15 protein-coding genes are annotated in these 18,181 nt (G+C 64.9%); 6 read left to right on the plus strand and 9 right to left on the minus strand.

Annotated features, from left to right (window positions below; translation table 11 throughout):
• Positions 1–184: 184 nt before the first annotated feature.
• From AC1MCD_RS17630 to AC1MCD_RS17660, 7 genes are all read right to left on the minus strand, one after another.
• Positions 185–1,939, minus strand: coding sequence for a thiamine pyrophosphate-dependent enzyme (locus tag AC1MCD_RS17630; RefSeq protein WP_498673768.1), 1,755 nt, complete (start codon positions 1,937–1,939; stop codon positions 185–187).
• Positions 1,940–1,993: 54 nt separating this feature from the next.
• The gene (locus tag AC1MCD_RS17635; protein ID WP_498673770.1) at positions 1,994–3,514 is read right to left on the minus strand and encodes an amino acid permease; all 1,521 of its coding nucleotides are present in this window, start codon (positions 3,512–3,514) and stop codon (positions 1,994–1,996) included.
• Between the two features lie 72 nt (positions 3,515–3,586).
• Positions 3,587–4,519 carry a glutaminase gene (locus tag AC1MCD_RS17640; protein WP_498673774.1) on the minus strand — a complete coding sequence of 311 codons (933 nt, stop codon included), beginning with the start codon at positions 4,517–4,519 and terminating at the stop codon, positions 3,587–3,589.
• Positions 4,516–6,114: a PucR family transcriptional regulator gene (locus AC1MCD_RS17645; protein WP_498673777.1), complete on the minus strand. Its 1,599-nt coding sequence runs from the start codon at positions 6,112–6,114 to the stop codon at positions 4,516–4,518. The genes AC1MCD_RS17640 and AC1MCD_RS17645 overlap by 4 nt, the downstream gene beginning before the upstream one ends.
• 173 nt (positions 6,115–6,287) lie before the next feature.
• Positions 6,288–6,680: a nuclear transport factor 2 family protein gene (locus AC1MCD_RS17650; protein WP_498673779.1), complete on the minus strand. Its 393-nt coding sequence runs from the start codon at positions 6,678–6,680 to the stop codon at positions 6,288–6,290.
• Between the two features lie 214 nt (positions 6,681–6,894).
• On the minus strand, positions 6,895–8,292 hold the full coding sequence (locus AC1MCD_RS17655; RefSeq protein ID WP_498673781.1) for an MFS transporter: 1,398 nt from the start codon (positions 8,290–8,292) through the stop codon (positions 6,895–6,897).
• A gap of 118 nt (positions 8,293–8,410) precedes the next feature.
• Positions 8,411–9,346, minus strand: coding sequence for a dihydrodipicolinate synthase family protein (locus AC1MCD_RS17660; protein WP_498673784.1), 936 nt, complete (start codon positions 9,344–9,346; stop codon positions 8,411–8,413).
• A gap of 162 nt (positions 9,347–9,508) precedes the next feature.
• On the opposite strand from AC1MCD_RS17660, the gene AC1MCD_RS17665 reads away from it, so the two are divergent.
• Positions 9,509–10,531 (plus strand): LacI family DNA-binding transcriptional regulator, encoded by a 1,023-nt coding sequence (locus tag AC1MCD_RS17665; RefSeq protein WP_498673786.1) that lies wholly within the window; start codon positions 9,509–9,511, stop codon positions 10,529–10,531.
• A gap of 360 nt (positions 10,532–10,891) precedes the next feature.
• Here the strand turns inward: AC1MCD_RS17665 and AC1MCD_RS17670 are convergent, their stop codons facing one another.
• Positions 10,892–12,361: an HNH endonuclease signature motif containing protein gene (locus AC1MCD_RS17670; protein ID WP_498673788.1), complete on the minus strand. Its 1,470-nt coding sequence runs from the start codon at positions 12,359–12,361 to the stop codon at positions 10,892–10,894.
• Between the two features lie 172 nt (positions 12,362–12,533).
• On the opposite strand from AC1MCD_RS17670, the gene AC1MCD_RS17675 reads away from it, so the two are divergent.
• Positions 12,534–12,758, plus strand: coding sequence for an SDR family NAD(P)-dependent oxidoreductase (locus AC1MCD_RS17675; protein WP_498678404.1), 225 nt, complete (start codon positions 12,534–12,536; stop codon positions 12,756–12,758).
• Between the two features lie 123 nt (positions 12,759–12,881).
• Complete coding sequence (locus AC1MCD_RS17680) at positions 12,882–13,466, plus strand: TetR/AcrR family transcriptional regulator (protein ID WP_498673789.1); 585 nt, start codon at positions 12,882–12,884, stop codon at positions 13,464–13,466.
• A 16-nt stretch (positions 13,467–13,482) separates the two neighbouring features.
• On the opposite strand, the gene AC1MCD_RS17685 is transcribed toward AC1MCD_RS17680, so the two are convergent.
• Entirely contained in the window at positions 13,483–14,421 is a 939-nt protein-coding gene (locus AC1MCD_RS17685) for a LysR family transcriptional regulator (RefSeq protein WP_190991884.1), read from the minus strand.
• 240 nt (positions 14,422–14,661) lie between these two features.
• Between AC1MCD_RS17685 and AC1MCD_RS17690 the strand changes: the two genes are divergently transcribed.
• The 3 genes from AC1MCD_RS17690 (at position 14,662) to AC1MCD_RS17700 (ending at position 18,177) form a co-directional block, all read left to right on the plus strand.
• Complete coding sequence (locus AC1MCD_RS17690; protein ID WP_498673791.1) at positions 14,662–15,780, plus strand: PrpF domain-containing protein; 1,119 nt, start codon at positions 14,662–14,664, stop codon at positions 15,778–15,780.
• Between the two features lie 12 nt (positions 15,781–15,792).
• The gene (locus tag AC1MCD_RS17695; protein ID WP_498673793.1) at positions 15,793–17,241 is read left to right on the plus strand and encodes an SLC13 family permease; all 1,449 of its coding nucleotides are present in this window, start codon (positions 15,793–15,795) and stop codon (positions 17,239–17,241) included.
• A gap of 273 nt (positions 17,242–17,514) precedes the next feature.
• The gene (locus tag AC1MCD_RS17700) at positions 17,515–18,177 is read left to right on the plus strand and encodes a maleylpyruvate isomerase family mycothiol-dependent enzyme (protein ID WP_498673795.1); all 663 of its coding nucleotides are present in this window, start codon (positions 17,515–17,517) and stop codon (positions 18,175–18,177) included.
• The last annotated feature ends 4 nt before the right edge of the window (positions 18,178–18,181 follow it).

Genomic DNA, 18,181 nt, shown 5'->3' on the forward strand with positions numbered 1-18,181 from the left:
CATCCAGATGGCAAGGTCCAACTTCTCCCCGCATAGCTCCTTATTCGCCGGTCCTGCGGCTGCTGACCGTGCCGGAGCGGGGCAGGTGCCCCACCATTACGATTTCGGCGTGGCAGCCCGCGTCAGAGAGCAGCGGACGACGGCGGGATGTTCCGCCGTCGTCCGCGTCCCGTCAGCTCCTGGCTCAGTAAGCCTTAACGCGCTGTTCCACAATGAGATGGATCAGGGCGAAGACGCAGTCCTCGTCGATGGCCGCCAGGGCGGCGTCCAGTGCGGCCGGAACGTCCTTGTCCTCGGTGACAGTGATCCCAAAACCGCCGAAGGCCCGGGCCATCAGGCCGAAGTCCGGATTCTTCAACTGGGTCCCGGACACGCGTGCGGGGTAGTGCCGCTCCTGGTGGGTGCGGATGGTGCCGTATTCCTGGTTGTCCATAACGATCACCAGCGGCGTGGCCCCGTACTGGGCCGCGGTGGCCAGCTCCTGGCCGTTCATGAGGAACTCCCCGTCCCCGGCGATGGTGACCACGCGGCGCCGGGGTTCGGCCAGCGATGCCGCGATGGCCGAAGGGACCGAGTACCCCATGGAACCGTTGCGGGCACTGATCATGGAGGCGTAGCGGCGGGTAGGGAAGTAGCGGTGGGCCCAGTTGGTGTGCTCCCCCGCTCCGAACGTCACCAGTGCATCCTCCGGCAGCCTGGGCACCAGGTTTGCCATCAACGTGTCCATCCTCGCCTGCCCAGCTGCCGGTGCGGCGGCGGGCAGTGCGGCGAACCGCTCCTGCTCGCCCCGCATCCGGTCCGTCCACACTTTCCACTCTTCCTTCGCCGGCAGGTCGATCCCCACAAGATCGCGGACAAAGGCCTCGGGCTTGGCCAGGATCTGCCGTGAAACGGGTCCCGACCGGCCACGGAGCGAGGGGTCGGCTGTGACCAGGAAGTTCTCTTTGTTCCAATCCTGCCGGCAGACGAATCCGTCCGTAATCACGTCGCCCGGCACCGTCCCCACAAACACCAGCAGGTCGGTTTCCTCCAGCAGGTCGTAAGTGGGGCGGGGGCGGCCGTAGCCAATCGGGCCCACGTAGGACGGGGAATCGAAGGAGACCGTTCCCTGCGTCCGCCATTCAGCGGCAGCCGGGATATGGTGCCGTTCCAGCCATTCGGTCAGCTGGTCAGCTGCTGCCTGCGTCCAGTCGTTGCCGCCGGTGACGAAGAGCGGCTTGCTGGATTCTGCCAGCGCAGCCTCCAGGGCGGCGGCGTCGGTGCCGCTTAAGCCGCCTGCCGCCACCGGAATGGCGGGGTGCAGCGCCGGGTCAATCTGCTGCCGGATGATGTCCTCCGGCAGGCCCACCACCACCGGGCCTGGCCGCCCGCTCATGGCCGCAAACATCGCCTCGGCCACGATCTCGGACGCCCGCTCGGCATGGTCAAGGACCATGACCCGTTTCGCCCCCGTATCAAACCAGGCCTTGATATCGAACTCCTGGAACGCCTCGCGGTCCCGGTGCGCGAAGGGGATCAGGCCGACGAACAGCAGCATGGGGGTGGAGTCCTGCCATGCGGTGTGCAGGCCCACATGTGCGTTGGCCGCGCCGGGCCCCCGGGTCACCATCGCTATGCCCGGGCGCTGGTGCATCTTGCCGTCGGCCTCGGCCATGTAGGCGGCGCCGCCCTCGTGCCGGCAGACGATGGTTTCAATACCTGAATTGTGGAGCCCGTCCAGGACGTCCAGGAAGCTCTCGCCGGGAACCACATAGGTGCGCTCCACACCATGGGCCACCAGCGAATCAACTATCACGTGCCCGGCTGATTTTAGTGCCTGGCCGGCCCCGGCATGGGGCACCTCCGAACGGCTTGCCTGCCGGGCGTCTTGCTCGGAATTCCCGACGGCGGCGGGCTGGGTGTGGGATGCGGTCAGGATTGCTTCGGTTTCCGTTGTCATGGGCTTTCTTTGGCTGTTTGGACTGGTTTGGCGTTCGTAGCGGATGGTGCGGGTTTATCTGAAGGATTCCACCGGCGGGTTGGCGACGACGGGGGCGGTTCCGGTGAAGCCTTCGCGGGTTTCGGCGATTTCTCGGATTCGCTGGCGGCAGGCGTACCAGCCGAAGACCATGAGGACGGAGGCGATGGCGGTGACGAGCATGGTCAGGGGTGAGTCGATGAAGACCATGACCAGGACGCCGGCGAGGAAGAGCAGGGAGAGGTAGCCGGTGTAGGGGGCGCCGAACATGCGGAAGGAGGGGCGTTTGAGCCAGCCTTTGGTGGCCCAGCGTTGGAGCTGGATCTGGCAGAGGACGATGGTTGCCCAGGTCATGACGATGCCGACGGATGCCACGTTGAGCACGATTTCGAAGGCCTGGGCGGGTACGAGGTAGTTCAGGGGGACGCCGAGAAGGGAGACGCCGGCGGTGATGGCGATGCCGCCGTAGGGGACGCCGGCTTTGTTCATGCGGCCTGCGAATTTGGGGGCGGAGCCGTTGACTGACATGGAGCGGAGGATGCGTCCGGTGGAGTAGAGACCGGCGTTGAGGGAGGAGAGGGCGGCGGTGAGGACGACGAGGTTCATGATGACGTCCACGCCCTGGATGCCGATGGAGCCGAAGAACGTCACGAACGGGCTCACGCCCTTCTCGTAGGACGTGTACGGCAGCAGCAGGGCGAGGAGGATGACGGAGCCGACGTAGAACACGGCGATGCGGAAGACCACGGAGTTGATGGCCTTGGGCATGATTTTTTCGGGGTTTTCGGTTTCGCCGGCGGCGGTGCCCACGAGTTCGATGGAGGCGTAGGCGAACAGGACGCCCTGCATCAGGATGATCATGGGGAGCAGGCCGTTGGGGAACACGCCGCCGTTGTCCGAGAGCAGGCTCAGGCCCACCGACTGGCCGTCCACCGGGGTGCCGAAGATGACGAAGTAGGTGCCCACCACGAGGAAGACCACCAGCGCGGCCACTTTGATGATGGCGAACCAGAATTCGAGTTCGCCGAAGACCTTGACCGAGACGAGGTTCAGGGCGAGGACCACGAGGAGGGCAGTCAGGGCCCAGGCCCACTGCGGGACCGCTGCCATCCAGGGGATGTAGTGGCCGAAGAAGTTCATGTACAGGGCGGCGGCGGTGATGTCCACGATGGTGGTGGTGGCCCAGTTGATCCAGTAGAACCAGCCGGAGACGAACGCGGCTTTCTCGCCGAAGAATTCACGGGCGTAGGAGACGAACGAGCCCGAGGAGGGCCGGTGCAGCACCAGTTCGCCCAGGGCCCGGAGGATGAGGAATGCGAAGAAGCCGCAGACGGCGTAGGCGATGACCAGCGACGGGCCGGCGGCGTTGAGGCGGCCGCCGGCTCCGAGGAACAGGCCGGTGCCGATCGCGCCGCCGATGGCAATCATCTGGATCTGCCGCGGTTTGAGGTTCTTGTGGTAGCCCTTGTCCTCCGCGTGCAATGCCGATTCAGAGGCGTGCGCGTGGCCGCCATCGGCCTGGTTCACTACAACCTCGTCATTGGGGTTGATGGGCATGGTTGATCCTTTCGATACGGAGAAGATCCTGCTGGGTTGGGAAGAAGTTGTGGGGTTTGCAGCTCGGGCAGGTCAGAAAACGGACCAGCCGGTGCGGTCGGAAAGGTCGGCGAGAGCCGCGGTGCCGGCAAGGGAGTTTCCTTTGGCGTCAAGCCGCGGGCTCCAGACGCAAATGGCACATTCACCTGGAACGATGACCAGGATCCCGCCGCCCACGCCGCTTTTTCCGGGAAGGCCCACACGGTAGGCGAACTCACCGGCGGCGTCGTACATCCCGCAGGTCAACATGATGGAGCCGATGCGTTTCGCGTCGCTGCGGGACACCACGGTTCCGAGCGATCCGTGGCCGTCCATGGCGAGGAAAAGTCCGGCTTTGGCGAGTTCCACGCAGGACATCATGATGGAGCATTGGCGGACGTAGTTTTCCACCACTGATTCCGCGGGATGCTTCAGGTTGCCGAAGTCCTTCAGGAAGTGCGCCAGGGCCAGGTTGCGGCTGCTGCTCGCGAGCTCGCTGGCTGCGGCGGCCTCATCGATGAAGGGCCCGGTGCTGGCCGCCTGGGCGGTGAGGAACCGCAACACCTGGGTGGCGGCGTCGAACGTTTCTTCCATTAGGTGATCGGTGACCACCAGGGCGCCGGCGTTGATGAAGGGGTTCCGCGGGATGCCGTGCTCCAGTTCCAGCTGAACCAGGGAGTTAAACGAGGTGCCGGACGGTTCGCGCAGCACGCGGGACCACAGCGTTCCGGAGCTGTCGCCTTGAAGGGCCATTGCCAGCGTGAACACCTTGGAGATGCTCTGGATTGAAAACGGGACGTCGGCGTCGCCGGAGCTGAACATCTCACCGGAAGTGGTGGCGACGGCGATCCCGAACCTGTCGAAGGGTACCGCTGCCAGGAGGGGAATGTTGGCCGGGACAGAACCGGTTTCCCGCTGTGGCCTGTGGCTGCGGACGATGTCGTCCAGTACTGCGTCCAACGGCGGTGCTTTGAGTGCTGTGGTCATTTCCTGCCCAGTTGTTCTTTAGGTGTGCTTGCCCATTCTTGGATGTGGAGCAGGACCACCAGCGAGTCTCGCGGGTTGCCGAAGTTCAGGCCGGTCACCCGGGAGGCCTTGCTGATCCGGTAGTAGACGGTGTTCTTGTGCAGCCCCATCCTGCTGGCGCACTCGGCGGCATCGAGCGACGCTTCGAAGTACGCGTGCAGGGTTTCCGCGAGTTCTGCGTCCTGCCGGAGTAGGGCGGAAAGACTGCGGTGGCGGAACGTGGAGGACGTGAAATTCTGGAACGCCTCGCGGAAGAGGATCTCTCCCTCGAAGTCGTCCACCGTGGCAACGCCCCTGACTGGAGACGATCCCACACACCTCAACAGGGCTTCGGTGATACCGGTGGTTGTGTGTAGGGACAGAAGATCCGGGGCTACTGGACCGACGGCTGCGAACGGGCTGATGCCGAGGTGCTTGCCGGCATCCCGGACGATGGACTCGGCCAGGCTCCGCAACCCGGGTTCCGCGGAGGTTGATTGCAGGCCAGGGACAATTACGGCGGTGTCGCCTTTGAACTGGCCCACGACGGCAGACGCTTTGTAGGCGGCCGCGTGGATGGACGCCAGGTTAGCGAGTTCGCCGTGTTTCAGTGCTGCGTCGTCGGCTTGGGCTTCGGAATCGGGCATTCCGATCAGGATCAATGCGGCCGGGCGCTCAGCGGAGATCTTCTCGCTGTGAGCACTGGCCGCGGCTTCCGCCGAACCTGACAGGATCCGCACAATGCGGTCCTCGCGCATGTGCACAGACTGCTGGTTGCGGTGACGGATCAGCTCGGCTGAGGCCCGTGCCGCAGATCCTTTCAGCACATAATCAACGTCCGGGCCGAAGCCGTCCCCGGTTTCCTGCAGCCAGATGTAGCCCATGATCCGGTCCCCGGCGAACAGTGTGATGGCCACTCGTTCCCGCAGCCCGTCCTGGGGCCGGGCCGGTACCCGCACCGGCAGCCGGGTCCTGTGCAGTTCACGGTAAGCGCCGAGGTCCTTCAGCAGCAGCTCGTATTTGCGCGGACCGCGCCGGGCCAGGATGGAGGCCTTGCGCAGCTCGTCGATGTCGTTCGAAACGGTGGAGTATGCCAGCACCTTGTTGGCGGCGTCTTCGATGAGCACGTGGCTGGATGTGAGCCTGGCGGTGGTCTGGGCGATGGCAAACAGGTCCTCTTCCAGCAGCGTCAGCACTTCGCTCTGGTAGCTGCGCGGCTGGATGCGGTCCTTGGCGATGGACAGCAGCCGGTCCCAGTCAGCCCCCGGATCCACCAGGAGCAGGCCCGTGCCGGCGTCGCGCAGCAGCTCTTCAGCTTCTGCGAGCTCTTCACGCCTACCCTTGACAGCCACCACCGGCGGAGGGTTCTTCAGGAGCCGCCGCAGCGCGGGCAAAGCCGAGCGGCCGCGGACGCCGATCAGCAGGACAAAGGCCGCGCCGCCGTCGGACGTTTCATCATCCGCATCCACTATCAGGAACCGTTCGATCGCAGAGCGGGCAGGGGACGGCCGAAGGATGAGGCTTGCGAAACCCAGAGGGAGGTCCGCGAGGATGTCGTCCACCGTAACGGCTGCCATGGGCTTCCTTCTGCGTCGATCTGACCGGACGGCTTTGTCCGGTCAACTCATGCTATCGACGCGGGCTCCCCCAAAATATGTAAGGGAACCCAAATGCAGTGGCAGCTTTTCGGTTTGCTGACCAAGTTTTGACTGTGCAAGGCCGTGTATAGCTGATCTGCCCGCCTTTGGCGTCACGACCAGAAGTCGGCGGCCTTGGCCGTGTCCTCTTGAAACTCATTGACCTCGGTGACTTTCCCGTCCCTGAGCGTGAAGACGATGACGCCGCGCTGCTCCATGGACTCGCCGCTCCGCTGTGCCTGAGCAGTTTGCAGGGCGACCGTGTGGCTTTCACCGGCGATGACATCCTGAAGTTCAGCTTTTGCCGTCCCGCCTGACCGCGAAAACAGCTCACCGAAATACGCCAAGATCTCGTCCGGCCCTTGTTTGACCCCCGCGAGGCCGCCGCTTCCGCCGACGCGCCAGACGGCATCAGGGGCGAAGAGGCCCTTAAGCGTTTCTATGTCGCCGGAGTTGAAGGCTTCATAGCCGCGCCGCACCAGTGCGGCGTCTTCCTGATTTCCCATCGCGAACCCTTTCCAACACCATTGTCGGGGTCCCAGCGCAGCAAGTTTAGGCCTGGTGGTTGGGGTTGTCCATGGCGCGCGGGGCTCGGGAAAAATGGGCGGCACCCCGCAGCATAGTCGGCGCCGTTCACTTGCCCCAGGTTCGCAAAGAGCGACCCGGCCTGTACTGGAGCCGGGTCGCTCTTTTGCATGACTGCTATGCGTGGTGTGGCAATTAGGGGGAGAGTTCTTCGAGGACGCGGCCCTTTGTTTCGATGGCGAAGACAACCGTGATGAGTCCTCCGATGAGGGCGACCGCAGCGAACACCGTGAAGACGTAGCTGATGCCGAAGTTGTCGACGATCCATCCGACGAGGAGCGGCCCAATGGCGGAACCTGCCCGGAGCCATGCGCTGCCGAAGCCGGTGCCGATGGCACGGAGCCGGGTCGGGTAGAGCTCGGCGGAGTAGAGGTACAGCGAGAACGAGATGGTCTGCAGGATCGCGTAGGCCACGCTCGCGAAGATGACCACCTGGGTTGCGGATGCCGCCCCGAGCGCGGTGAGGATGATGAGCGGGACTGTGGAAGCCAGGAAGGCCACGGTGTACCAGCGCTTGCGGCCTACCCGGTCGATCAGCAGGGCGCAGAGGATGGAGGCGACAACGCCGACCGCGGACGTTACCCAGCCGTAGGCGAGGCTGGTCTGCAGCGGGAGGTTGAAGGTCTGTTTGTACAGCGTGGGCAGCCAGGTGATCAGGCCGTTGTTCACCATGTACACACAGATCCACAGGAACCAGATGGTGAAGGTGCGTTTGCGGTAGATGCCTTTGAAGAGTTCGCGCCAGTCGGAGCGGGCTGTGGCTTTCAGGTCTACCGGGCGCACGATCGGCTCGGCAAGCGTTGCACCGGCTTTGAGTGCTTCGTTTTCGAGCATGCTGACGACGGCGTCGGCTTTCTTCACGCGGCCGGTGGAGGCGAGCCAGCGGGGGGACTCAGGCATCAGTGCCCGCATCGGGATGGTGAGTACCGCGGGGATGAGGCCGACGATGAACATGGCTTTCCAGCCGAAGACCGGGACCAGGAAGTAGCCGGCGATCCCGGCGAACATGAGGCCGACGGGGAAGATCACCTCGTAGAGGAGGAAGAAGCGTCCGCGTTTCTTGGCGCCGATGAACTCATTGATGTAGGCGCTGGCCACGGGCACTTCGCCGCCGGTGCCGATGCCCTGAAGGAAGCGGAGGACGATCATGGACCAGGCACCCCAGGCGAACAGGCAGCCGATGTCCATGGACACGAACAGCAGGATGGTGATGAGCAGGACAGGCAGCCGCCCGATCCTCTCGGCCAGGTGCCCGAAGAAGAGCGAACCGAAGATCTGGCCGACATAGCCGGCGGAGAGGATCATTCCTATCTCGCCCGCGCTCAGGTGCCATTCGGTCACCAGTTGGGGCATCGCAAACGCGATCGCCAGGACGGTGTACGCATCGAAAAAGGTGGCCGAGCCAATGATGATGCGGATGAGGCTCAGCCGTCGGGTGACCGGGAGCCGTTCGAGCCTGGCCACGAGCTGCGCGTTGATGCGGGCAGCTTCGGGGCCGCTGGCCATTGTTGCGGTGTTGTTCGGCTCGCGCATTGCGAGTCCTCCTTCTCCAGCAGCGGTGCTGGGGTCCTCATTGACCAAGAGTGGGAGAGATAAAAGTTTGGAGTGGATGGCGGGTCGTTCTACCCCGCCATCCACTGGGATCCGAGGATCAGGCAGAAACGGTGACGCTTCCCAGGTTGGCGGACTTGAGAGCCAATGCGATCTCAGCGCCGGCGCCTTCAGCAAGCGGGAGCAGCGGCGGACGGACGGTGGCGTGCTCGAGGATGCCGCGGGCCACGAGGCCTTCCTTGAGGGCGACGGTGCCTTCCATGTGCGATCCGCGGTGGTAAACGTTTTTGGTTACCGGCAGGAGGCGGTCGTGAATGGCGCGGGCGGCGGCGTAGTCCTTGGCCTTGCCGGCGGCGATGAGCTCCACCAGGGGCTCGGGGGCGAGTCCGCCGTAGCCGACGAGTGCGCCGTCGACGTCGAACATGGTGTGCAGCAGGTACTCATCGTGGCAGGTGAGGATCTGCAGCTCCGGGTACGTGGCCCGCAGGACAGGGATTTCCGTGTCCCAGCGCTTCATGTTTCGGACACCGTTCTTTGTGGCGAACACGCCCTCCTGGCCGGCAATCTCAAGCTGGGTTTCCAGATCGTAGGTGGCCTTGGTGGCGTCGGGGTACTGGAAGAGGATCAGCGGCAGGCCGGAGGTTTCGTAGATTTCCTTGTAGCGGGTCTGCGGCGCGCCCTTCTGGTAGCCGAAGCGCAGCCAGCCGTGGGAGGGGTAGACGAGGCCGGCCTCGGCGCCGGCCTCGACCGCGCGCTTGGCCTCAAGGGCGGCCACCATGTTTCCCTCGCCGGTGATGCCGGCAATGATCGGGATCTCGCCGTTGACGGCGTTCTTGAATTCACGGATGACGAGAGCCTGCTCGTCCTGGGTCAGGAACGTTCCCTCGCCGGCGTGGCCCAGGACCACAAGGCCCTTGACGCCTTCGACGCTGGCCAGCCAGCCGCCGAGGCGGTGGATAGCGTCGACGTCGACACTGCCATCACGGTTGAACGGCGTTACAGGTGCGGGAACGAGCCCGCGAAGATCGATGGTCATGAGAGCTTCCTCTGTTATCTAGATCGTAGCCCCGCTAGAATGTGAGAACGTTTGCGGGAACGTTTTCATTCTGCGGCGTGGTCCAGCTCACTGTCAAGGGCCGGTTTCTAAGATGGAGGAAATAGAGTGTCTTCTAGGACAGTCCCGAACAGGAGTTTTGGTATGGAACCGCAGGCCGCAGCCCCAAGCGTCACCCTCAGGGATGTCGCCGCCGCCAGCGGCGTGAGCGTTTCCACCGCGAGCCGGGCATTGGACGAGCGGGGCACAGCCTCTCGTTCGGCTGCCGCAGCCCATGTTAGGAAGGTAGCCGAGGAGCTCGGCTACCGGCGGAATTCCTTCGCTTCCAGCCTTCGCCGGGGCGAAACGCGCACTCTTGGCGTTCTCGTGCCTCGCCTGAGTGACACCGTCATGGCACTGATGTTCGAGGAACTTGAGCGAGCAGCTGCTGCCCGTGGCTATTTCGCGATGGTGGCCACCAGCGGGGATGATCCCGACGACGAACGGAGGGCGGCTGAAACACTCCTGGACCGCAATGTGGACGGACTCATCCTCGCCACGGCACGGCTCGACGACGAGCTTCCGCGGCTTCTGCGCAAACGCGGCGTCGCCCACGTCCTAGTGTTGAGAACAGACGGAGAAAGCCCTTCGGCACTTGGAGACGACGAAGTAGGCGGCTACCTGGCCGTCCGCCACCTCGTTGACCTCGGCCACCGGGACATCGCCGTCGTCACCGGCCCCTCCTTCACGTCCTCCGGTCTCGCCCGGCTGGCCGGCGCCCGGAAAGCCATGGACGAAGCTGGCCTGAGCACGCGGGAAGACTGGCTTATCGCCGCGGGCTATGGCATCGAAAACGGGTACACAGCAGGGGAATATCTGCTGGCCAAAAACGCCGGAAAACGTCCCACGGCCATATTTGCCGCCAATGACAACATCGCCATGGGCATCATGGCATCTGCTCACCGCTCCGGCATCACGGTTGGAAAAGACCTTGCCTTGGTCGGATACAACGACACTCCCCTCTCGGCCCGGCTCCCCACCCCGCTCTCCTCCGTCCGCGTCCCGCTGGACCAGATTGCCGCCACCGCCGTTGAGCTCATCGTCAACCCGGGCCAGGAACCGCGCATCCGCCGGGCCATGCCCACCCTCATCCCGCGCGAATCCAGCGGTGCTCCCCGGCACGCCTGAGCGGAGGAGTGAAACGGCATCGCCGACGTGCCGGCCCGCCGTATTTCGCCTGAGGTAGGGCGTAAACCTTGTCCTCGCGTTGGGCCAGCAACACGCGCCGCATGGGCGCTGCAGCACCGAGACTGGCCCCCCGGCATCTGCTGGCGGGCCGCGGCCGCGGACTTCGCCGATCACGGCGTGCTTCTCGGCAAGAGCGTTGGGGCCCGGCTCGAGGTGGTCGCGGCCAAGGTCCTCGGCCAGGCTTTCCCGGATTCTCGCAGGTGCCCAACGATACCGTTGGCCGCGCCTATGTGAAGTCGGTGGAAGGCATCCAGACAGGCCAGATCTACGCGCTGGACTGAGGTATCAAACGGGGTATGCCTAGAACGGCGGCGGCGGCTCTGGCTGCTGGAGCGGATAAACAACCTTGCCGACGTCCGCTGGCTCGGTGGAATATTCCCGGCCTAGCGGTGAACACCACTCGAGATCCCCCGTGGGTGACGACTGTCTATAGCTCCAGGCGCCGATGGACTTCAGCGCATGGTGGCGTCGGCAAAGCATTGCCAGGTTGCCGGCGTCGGTAGTACCGCCGTCCTGCCACTCGATGGTGTGATCGGGTTCGCAGGCGGTGGCCCGACGCATGCATCCGGGGAATCGGCAGGTGCCGTCACGAGAATACAGATACCGGCGCAGAGCCTTCGGCGGACGGTAGGCCGCTCGGCCAACGCCCAGGGCCTGGCCCGTGGTGAAGTCGGTCAATAGCCGCTGCCATGTGGGAGCTAGGGCCGCCAAGCGCCGCGCCGTGGCAGCATCGAGGGGACCGTAGCCTTCAAGCTCAGCCATTTCAATGTCCTGGCCGCCGAGAACACTATTGACGGGAATGGTCACGATGACTTCGGCACGGAATGCTCCGGATTCCTCCCCGTCAGATCCACCAAAGAGCTCGTCAGAGCCACCAAAAAGACGGTACGCCAGGGCATCAGCGCGAAGCTCTGACAATGTGCCGGAATCGGAAGTGGAGCCGGAATCGGAAGCACCGCCAACCCCGGAAGCGGCGCGGGATTCAGCCGTGCCGTGCCCTGGAAGGCTTCTGAGCTCTGCAGCCCGCGCACTGGCCTGCCGCGCATCGCGATCGAGTCCGTTGTAGATCGCCATCCCGACGTCCGCCGTGAGATACGCGGACAGCGTGCACATTCCGTCAGGCTCGGCGGAAAACCATACACCGCGCTCCCGCTGCGCAGACTCTTTGCGGGCCGTGAGGCTTTCGGGGTGGAGGTCCTCGCGCAGCCGCCCCATGCAGGCGCGCAATTCGGACGGTGTGCGGCGGCGCCCCTGCCGCGTCCGCGTGCGCTGCAGGGCCGCTGATGCAAATTTTTCGGCCTGCTCGGGAGGAAGGGAACGGGCCTGGTCGAGGATGATCCGGGCGTGCGCGTCGGAAATTTTGCCCGCCTCAAGCGCTTCCAGGACTTCCCATTGGGACGTCGCCAGATCCGCTGCATCTCTCAATGAGCGTGCGGCAGTGCCCTCCGAGAGGGCACAGGCAGTGGACACTTCGGCCACGGCCAGCGCACGGGCTTCTTCCCCGCCAAACCGTACCGGCTGGGCCTCTTGCCGCGGTGGAGCATCTTCGCCGACCGCTTCTTCGACCCGGGCCAGGGCGCCGTACTTCACGGCGGTTCCCCAAGCGATGAGCCGGTCGGCGGCCCCCGCCACCTCCAGCGCTTCGTCGGCCGTCAGGAAAGAGGGAAGCGGGAAGCTGACCGTGCCGGTCAGGAGCGAATCCCAGCGCTCCGTGAATGCGACGGCAGGAACCCATGTCTCGTCATCGGTGACGAACGCCTGAACTTCCATACCGCACCTCCTCCGAGAAACCACTTCCGACCTGCCCGCCGCCGGATACTTTCAGGCTAGTGGGAGGGTCTGACATTCATGCTGCGGCCGGTTCACGCAGTGCATACGCACCAAAGCCAGCACCCCCACACGCAGCGGCAAGGTGAGTCCGGCCGTCGTCACCGGCCGGATCGTGAACACCGCCTCCCACTGGGGCCCGTATCCGGCACCAGCGCACATCGCCTACAGCGTGTCCACGGCCGCCGTCGTTGCCTTTACGCAAAACCCGGCCGGGGGCTACGCGCCCCACAAGGTGCGGGTTAGCGCCGTCGCACCCGGCGAGGGGCCGCCGGCTCTTCCAGAAGGCCGACTTTTTTCAGGTCTCGGCTACCGAGGACGGCGCCGGACTACCGGGTGAGCAAAGGAATACCCCGAGACTCGGATCCCACACGGTCAGCGGAGGCCCGGCGAACGTCGTGGTGGTGGGCAACCCCGCCCGCGTGGTTCGGCACCTCAACGAGACCGATCCGATCGACCCGGCATGACGCCGTCGGCCGATGCCGTTACCGGCACTGCACCACCGCACCGCCAGCGCCGGCACGATCCGGACCGCAGGGAACGGCTCATCGATGTAGCTCTGGCAGTAATCGCCGAGCACGGCGTTGCCGGGACCTCCCACCGGCGTGTTGCCGCGGCCGCGGAGGTTCCCTTGGGCTCCATGACCTACCACTTTGCCGGCATGGACGAATTGCTGGAGGCCGCCTTCACCCGGCTGGCCGAACACGCCGCCGATGCCTTCGATCAGGCGATGATGCAGGCCCGGACCCCAGTGGAGGCGGTGGAGGCGATCGTCGGACTCATCACCGGCACCGTGCTGAACCGGCGTGAAGCGATGGTGGCGACGTACGAGTTGTATTCGCTTGCGGCCCGCCGGCCCGAGATCCGCACCATCACCAACGGCTGGATGGCGCGCAGCCGCAGGGCCCTCGAACGCCACTTCGAGCCAGATACGGCCTTAATGCTTGACGCCTTGATTGAAGGCCTGACCATCCACCGGGCGCTCTCCCTCAAGCCCATGCCGGTCAGCACTGTCCGTGAAGCTGTCCAACGGATCGTCGCCTCATGACCCGTCGCAGCTCTCCCTAGAGGTAGTCGCCCACGTGCTCCCGGGCGATTTCCAGGAGAGTGGAGTGGAAGGCGACCTCTGCCGGGGCATAGACCTTGTCCTGGCGCTGGGCCAGCAATACGCGCCGCATGGGGGCCGCAGCACCGAGACTGATGACCCGCACGTCGGGGTGCTGGAGGGCCACTGCGGTTTTGGGCACCATGGCCACGCCCATGCCGACGCTGACCATGGCCTGGGCCTCCTGGTAGTCGTTGGCCAGGAAGCCGATCGTCGGCTCGAATCCGGCGTCGTGCGCCGAGCGCTGCAGGACCTCAACCACCGGGTGGGCCTCCGCGCGAACTATCCAGGACTCCTTCCGCAGCTCCTCCATCTTCACCTCATCCCGGTCAGCAAGCGGATGCCCGCGGGCTACGAGGATTACTGTGCTCTCCTGGAAGACTTCTGTTACCCGGATGGAGTCGTCGTGGAACCTATTCCAGGGATAGTCCCAGAGCAGGCACAGTCCGGTGACGCCGGACTGGAGGTCTGACACCAGTTCGTCAAAGCGCGCGCTGCGCACCGAGAGGCCAATTGCCGGGTACCGCTTCTTGAAGGCCCGGATGACAACGGGCAAAAATGATCCGGCGAGGGTGGGAAACGTACCCACGGTCAGGGAACCGCGCCTGAGGCCGGCGATCTGGTCCAGGTCAGATTGAGCTGCCCGCATCTGACCGATGATCCTGCGGGCGTGCCCGGCCAGCACCTGCCCGGCCTCGGTGGGCACTACCCCCCGGGAGCGGCGGTTGAGCAGGGGCTGCCCCACTTCCTGCTCCAGCTTCCGCAGCTGCTGGGAAACGGCCGACGGCGTGTACATCATCAAATCAGCCGCAGCGGTGATGGAGCCCTGCTCCACGACCTCAACCAGCAGGGCCAGGCGGCGGATGTCGAATAATTCTTGGCTCTCATCGTGAAGCAAAACTTAACCCTTCTGTTCTATTGGTTCATTCTATGCAGTTGCGCGCAGATCGGCGTGCCAGCAGGGGCATCTGGTGCCGTGAATCGACCGGCTGGCCGCTCTCTAGCGGTGAATCCACAGTGATTGAAGCACACCTACATAGTCCCTCACATATTGAACATTGTCTTCATATGTGATCCGGCTCATTCTCTTATCAGGCCCCTGAACCGAATGCGCGGCCCGAGAGATGTGGGAAAGACAATGAAGATAGAAGCTGAATGGATGCGCGGAGGCACCAGCAAGTGCTGGGTCTTCGAAACGGAGCACCTGGACCAGACCCGCACCAGCCTGGACGAGCTGCTTCCCCGGCTGTTCGGAAGTCCCGACCACAGGCAGATTGATGGTGTCGGCGGGGCAACGTCGACCACCAGCAAAGCCATGATCCTTCGGCGACCGGCCGATGCGGGTGTCGACGTCGAGTTCACCTTCGCCCAGGTCGGCATCGAAGAGGCCGCGGTGGACTGGGGCAGCAATTGCGGGAACTGCTCCGCGGTGGTGGGACTTTACGCGATTGAAAAGGGGTGGGTGGTCCCCCGCGGAGACGTCACACGGATCGTCACCCGCAACACGAACACCGGCCAGATCATCATCCAGCGCGTGGCCACTCCCGCAGGGGCCCTGCCCATCGTTCCTGACGCGCAGATGCCCGGGGTTGCGTTTCCGGGCTACCGGGTGGGACTCGGCTTTCAGGACCCGGCCGGCAAGACCACTGGGAATCTGCTGCCCACCGGCGCCGCCACCGACACGATAACCGCAGGCGGGACGCGCTGGACTGTATCAATGGTCGACGCCGGAGCGCCGGTAGTGATCGTCCGCGCTGATGAGCTCGGCCTTGACCCCGCCCGGTACGACAGCTGGGCAGCCGGGGTGGAACTGCAGCTGGAAACGCTGGAGTACATCCGCCGCCAGGCAGCCGTACGGATGGGGCTGGCACCAACCATTGCCGCTGCCGCCCGCGCCATCCCCAAACTCGCGATCGTCGCCTCCCCCGCCCAGCCGGACGCGGACAGCGACGTCAACGTCATGATGCTCTCGATGGGCAAGCCCCACCCGGCCCTCGCCATCACCGGGAGCATCGCCCTGACTCTCGCCGCACGGACACCGGGCACCGTACTCAGCAGCATCACCGGCGACACCCCGCGGACCACGCTGCGGCTACGCACTCCCGCAGGGGTGATCGAGACCTGGAGCGAGGACCGCGACGGGTCCCTGGTGGTCGGCGTCGACCGGACTGCCCGCACCATCGCCACCACTGTCATCCACCTCCCCGAGGCCCTCGGCAACGCCGTCGAAGCCTCACTAGCATCAGCCACTCAATGAGGAGCCAAGATCATGACTAAAACTATTTACGAGCCTGCTTCCGAAGCAGAGCGCGATATCCGGAAAGTCCCTGCCAAGCGTCCCGGCCGCCGCCGCCGTATCCTGCTGATAGCGGTAGCCGCGACCGCGATCCTGGGTCTGGTGGCCCTCGTCTTCGGGGGTGCCATCTTCAACCCGGCAGCCACCCCGGAATCGGAGCCGACCATGACCGCCACCCAGATCATCCCCCTGGTCATCCTCGTCGTGATGTTCGTCGTCGCCACAAAATGGCCGCTGAACATCGGGGTGATGGGCCTGGTGGCCTCTTTCGGCGTCGGGTACTTCATGCTCGGCATGAGCGACAAGCAGATCCTCGATGAGTTCCCCGCCAGCATCGTCCTGACGATCATCGGCGTCACGTACTTCTTCAGCATGGCGCAGCGGAACGGCACCATCAATATCATCGTCCAGACCTGTGTGCGCCTCGTCCGCGGCAAGACGATGCTGCTTCCCTGGGTGTTCTTCCTGATCGCCGCCGCCTTGACGTCGCTGGGCACCTTCTCCCCGGCCGCCGTCGCGCTGCTGGCACCCGCTGCCATCGGCTTCGCCTACGAGTCCCGCATCCACCCCGTCCTGATGGGCGCGTTCATCATCAACGGCGCCCATGCCGGCGGCTTCTCCCCGCTGTCCGTAGCCGGCGTGCTGGTCCACGACATCTCGGTAAAGAACGGCTTCGCCATCGACCAGGGCTCGCTCTTCGCGGCCAGCTTCGCCCTGAACCTCATCCTGTCCGCCCTCACCGTGGCCCTGTTCGCCCTCCTGGGGAAGCTGCGCGACGGCAAAGGCGGCCAGCACGCCGACGTTGACACCTCCCGCACCGGCCGTCCCCACGGCCAGCAGATCCTCACCCTGGCCCTGATCGCCGTCATGCTGGTGTGCACCCTGGGCTTCCACATGCCGATCGGCTTTGTGGCCCTCGCCGCCGGCCTCCTGCTGGCATTCGTGAACATCAAGGAACACCAGACCTTCATCGGCGGCATCTCCTGGTCCACCGTCCTGCTCGTGGCCGGCATGATCACCTACGTTTCGCTGCTCCAGCACGTAGGCGTCATCGACACCCTCGCCGAGCAGGCCCTCGCACTGGGCGCACCCCTGCTCATCGCCCTGGTCCTCTGCTACGTCATCGGCGTCGGCTCGGCCTTCGCATCCTCCACCGCGCTGCTCACCGCGTTCATCCCCCTGGCCGGCCCGCTGCTCGCCACCAGTACCCTCAGTGCCTCCGGAACCGTTGCCGCCCTCGCCATCGCCGCCACGGTGGTGGACGTCTCCCCGTTCTCCACCGACGGTGCACTGGTGGTTGCCAACGCCCGCGCTGACGACCGGCAGCGCGTCTACAAGCAGCTGATGATGTACGCCGGCGGCGTGGTGCTGGTAGCCCCCGCCCTGGCCTGGGCCCTGCTGGTGCCGACCGGCATCATGTAGCAGGTCCGCCCAGCATTCGAACCCGCGTGTTAGTAGGAACCCGCCTATAGCGGCCCGCCGGCATCAGCCGGCGGGCCGCTTCCTGCATTCACTAACTTCAGCTCGCGAAGACGCCTTCGGGACCGTAGATGTGCTTACCTTTGCTCTGACCTGTGGTTTCCGGGACAGCATCTGTCGGCGGAATGCTGGGCCTCGACCCGCAACTGACGTACTCTGGCCGAAGCTCAGCGGCCGGAACACGAAGCGGTGCTGCCGGATCCAGGAGGGCATGACATGAATGAAATCGATGCTTTGATCGATACCGAACGGACCCGCCTGCTCGACGTACTGGAGGAGCTGGAGAACGAGCAGTGGAACGCCGCCAGCCTGTGCGCCGGCTGGCGCGTGCGGGACGTCGTCGTTCATCTCCTCATGCCCTACCACCTGTCGGTGCCGCGCTTCTTTAGCAAAATGGCGGCCGCAGGATTCAAGTTCGACAAGATGGCTGACCGGTGGGCGACCGGAGACACCCGGCCGAATGGACAAATACTGGACGCCCTTCGCGCCACGAAAGAGGGCCGTTTCGGCATTCCTGGCGCTCCGCCCGAAGCTCCGCTGTGTCACTTGGTAATCCACGCCGAAGACATCTACCGCCCTCTCGGTATCCGCCACACCATCAACCCTCAGAGCGCCAACATCGTCCTGGAGCAGCTCACTACCCCGCGGGCCCGGCGCTCGCTCAAGCCCGGCCTGCTCGACGGGCTCGCCTTCTCCGCACACGACACTGGCTGGAGCTACGGCACCGGCCCCGAAGTGATCGGCAGCGCATCCGCACTCATCTCAACAATCGCCGGCAGGGCAGCAGCAACCGACGAACTCACCGGTGACGGAGCCGCCCAAATCCGACGGCGGGCCCTCCCGGCACCGCCCCAGACCGGCGAGCCCACAACACCCTGACCGT

The organism is Arthrobacter sp. BF1, from assembly GCF_056680215.1.

What these genes read in the sequence shown, in the direction of transcription:
- AC1MCD_RS17665 (WP_498673786.1), top strand. Translation starts at nt 9,509, where the DNA reads ATGGAACCGCAGGCCGCAGCCCCAAGCGTCACCCTCAGGGATGTCGCC.
- AC1MCD_RS17635 (WP_498673770.1), bottom strand. Translation starts at nt 3,514, where the DNA reads ATGCCCATCAACCCCAATGACGAGGTTGTAGTGAACCAGGCCGATGGC.
- AC1MCD_RS17690 (WP_498673791.1), top strand. Translation starts at nt 14,662, where the DNA reads ATGAAGATAGAAGCTGAATGGATGCGCGGAGGCACCAGCAAGTGCTGG.
- AC1MCD_RS17700 (WP_498673795.1), top strand. Translation starts at nt 17,515, where the DNA reads ATGAATGAAATCGATGCTTTGATCGATACCGAACGGACCCGCCTGCTC.
- AC1MCD_RS17670 (WP_498673788.1), bottom strand. Translation starts at nt 12,361, where the DNA reads ATGGAAGTTCAGGCGTTCGTCACCGATGACGAGACATGGGTTCCTGCC.
- AC1MCD_RS17695 (WP_498673793.1), top strand. Translation starts at nt 15,793, where the DNA reads ATGACTAAAACTATTTACGAGCCTGCTTCCGAAGCAGAGCGCGATATC.
- AC1MCD_RS17630 (WP_498673768.1), bottom strand. Translation starts at nt 1,939, where the DNA reads ATGACAACGGAAACCGAAGCAATCCTGACCGCATCCCACACCCAGCCC.
- AC1MCD_RS17680 (WP_498673789.1), top strand. Translation starts at nt 12,882, where the DNA reads ATGACGCCGTCGGCCGATGCCGTTACCGGCACTGCACCACCGCACCGC.
- AC1MCD_RS17645 (WP_498673777.1), bottom strand. Translation starts at nt 6,114, where the DNA reads ATGGCAGCCGTTACGGTGGACGACATCCTCGCGGACCTCCCTCTGGGT.
- AC1MCD_RS17660 (WP_498673784.1), bottom strand. Translation starts at nt 9,346, where the DNA reads ATGACCATCGATCTTCGCGGGCTCGTTCCCGCACCTGTAACGCCGTTC.
- AC1MCD_RS17655 (WP_498673781.1), bottom strand. Translation starts at nt 8,292, where the DNA reads ATGCGCGAGCCGAACAACACCGCAACAATGGCCAGCGGCCCCGAAGCT.
- AC1MCD_RS17650 (WP_498673779.1), bottom strand. Translation starts at nt 6,680, where the DNA reads ATGGGAAATCAGGAAGACGCCGCACTGGTGCGGCGCGGCTATGAAGCC.
- AC1MCD_RS17640 (WP_498673774.1), bottom strand. Translation starts at nt 4,519, where the DNA reads ATGACCACAGCACTCAAAGCACCGCCGTTGGACGCAGTACTGGACGAC.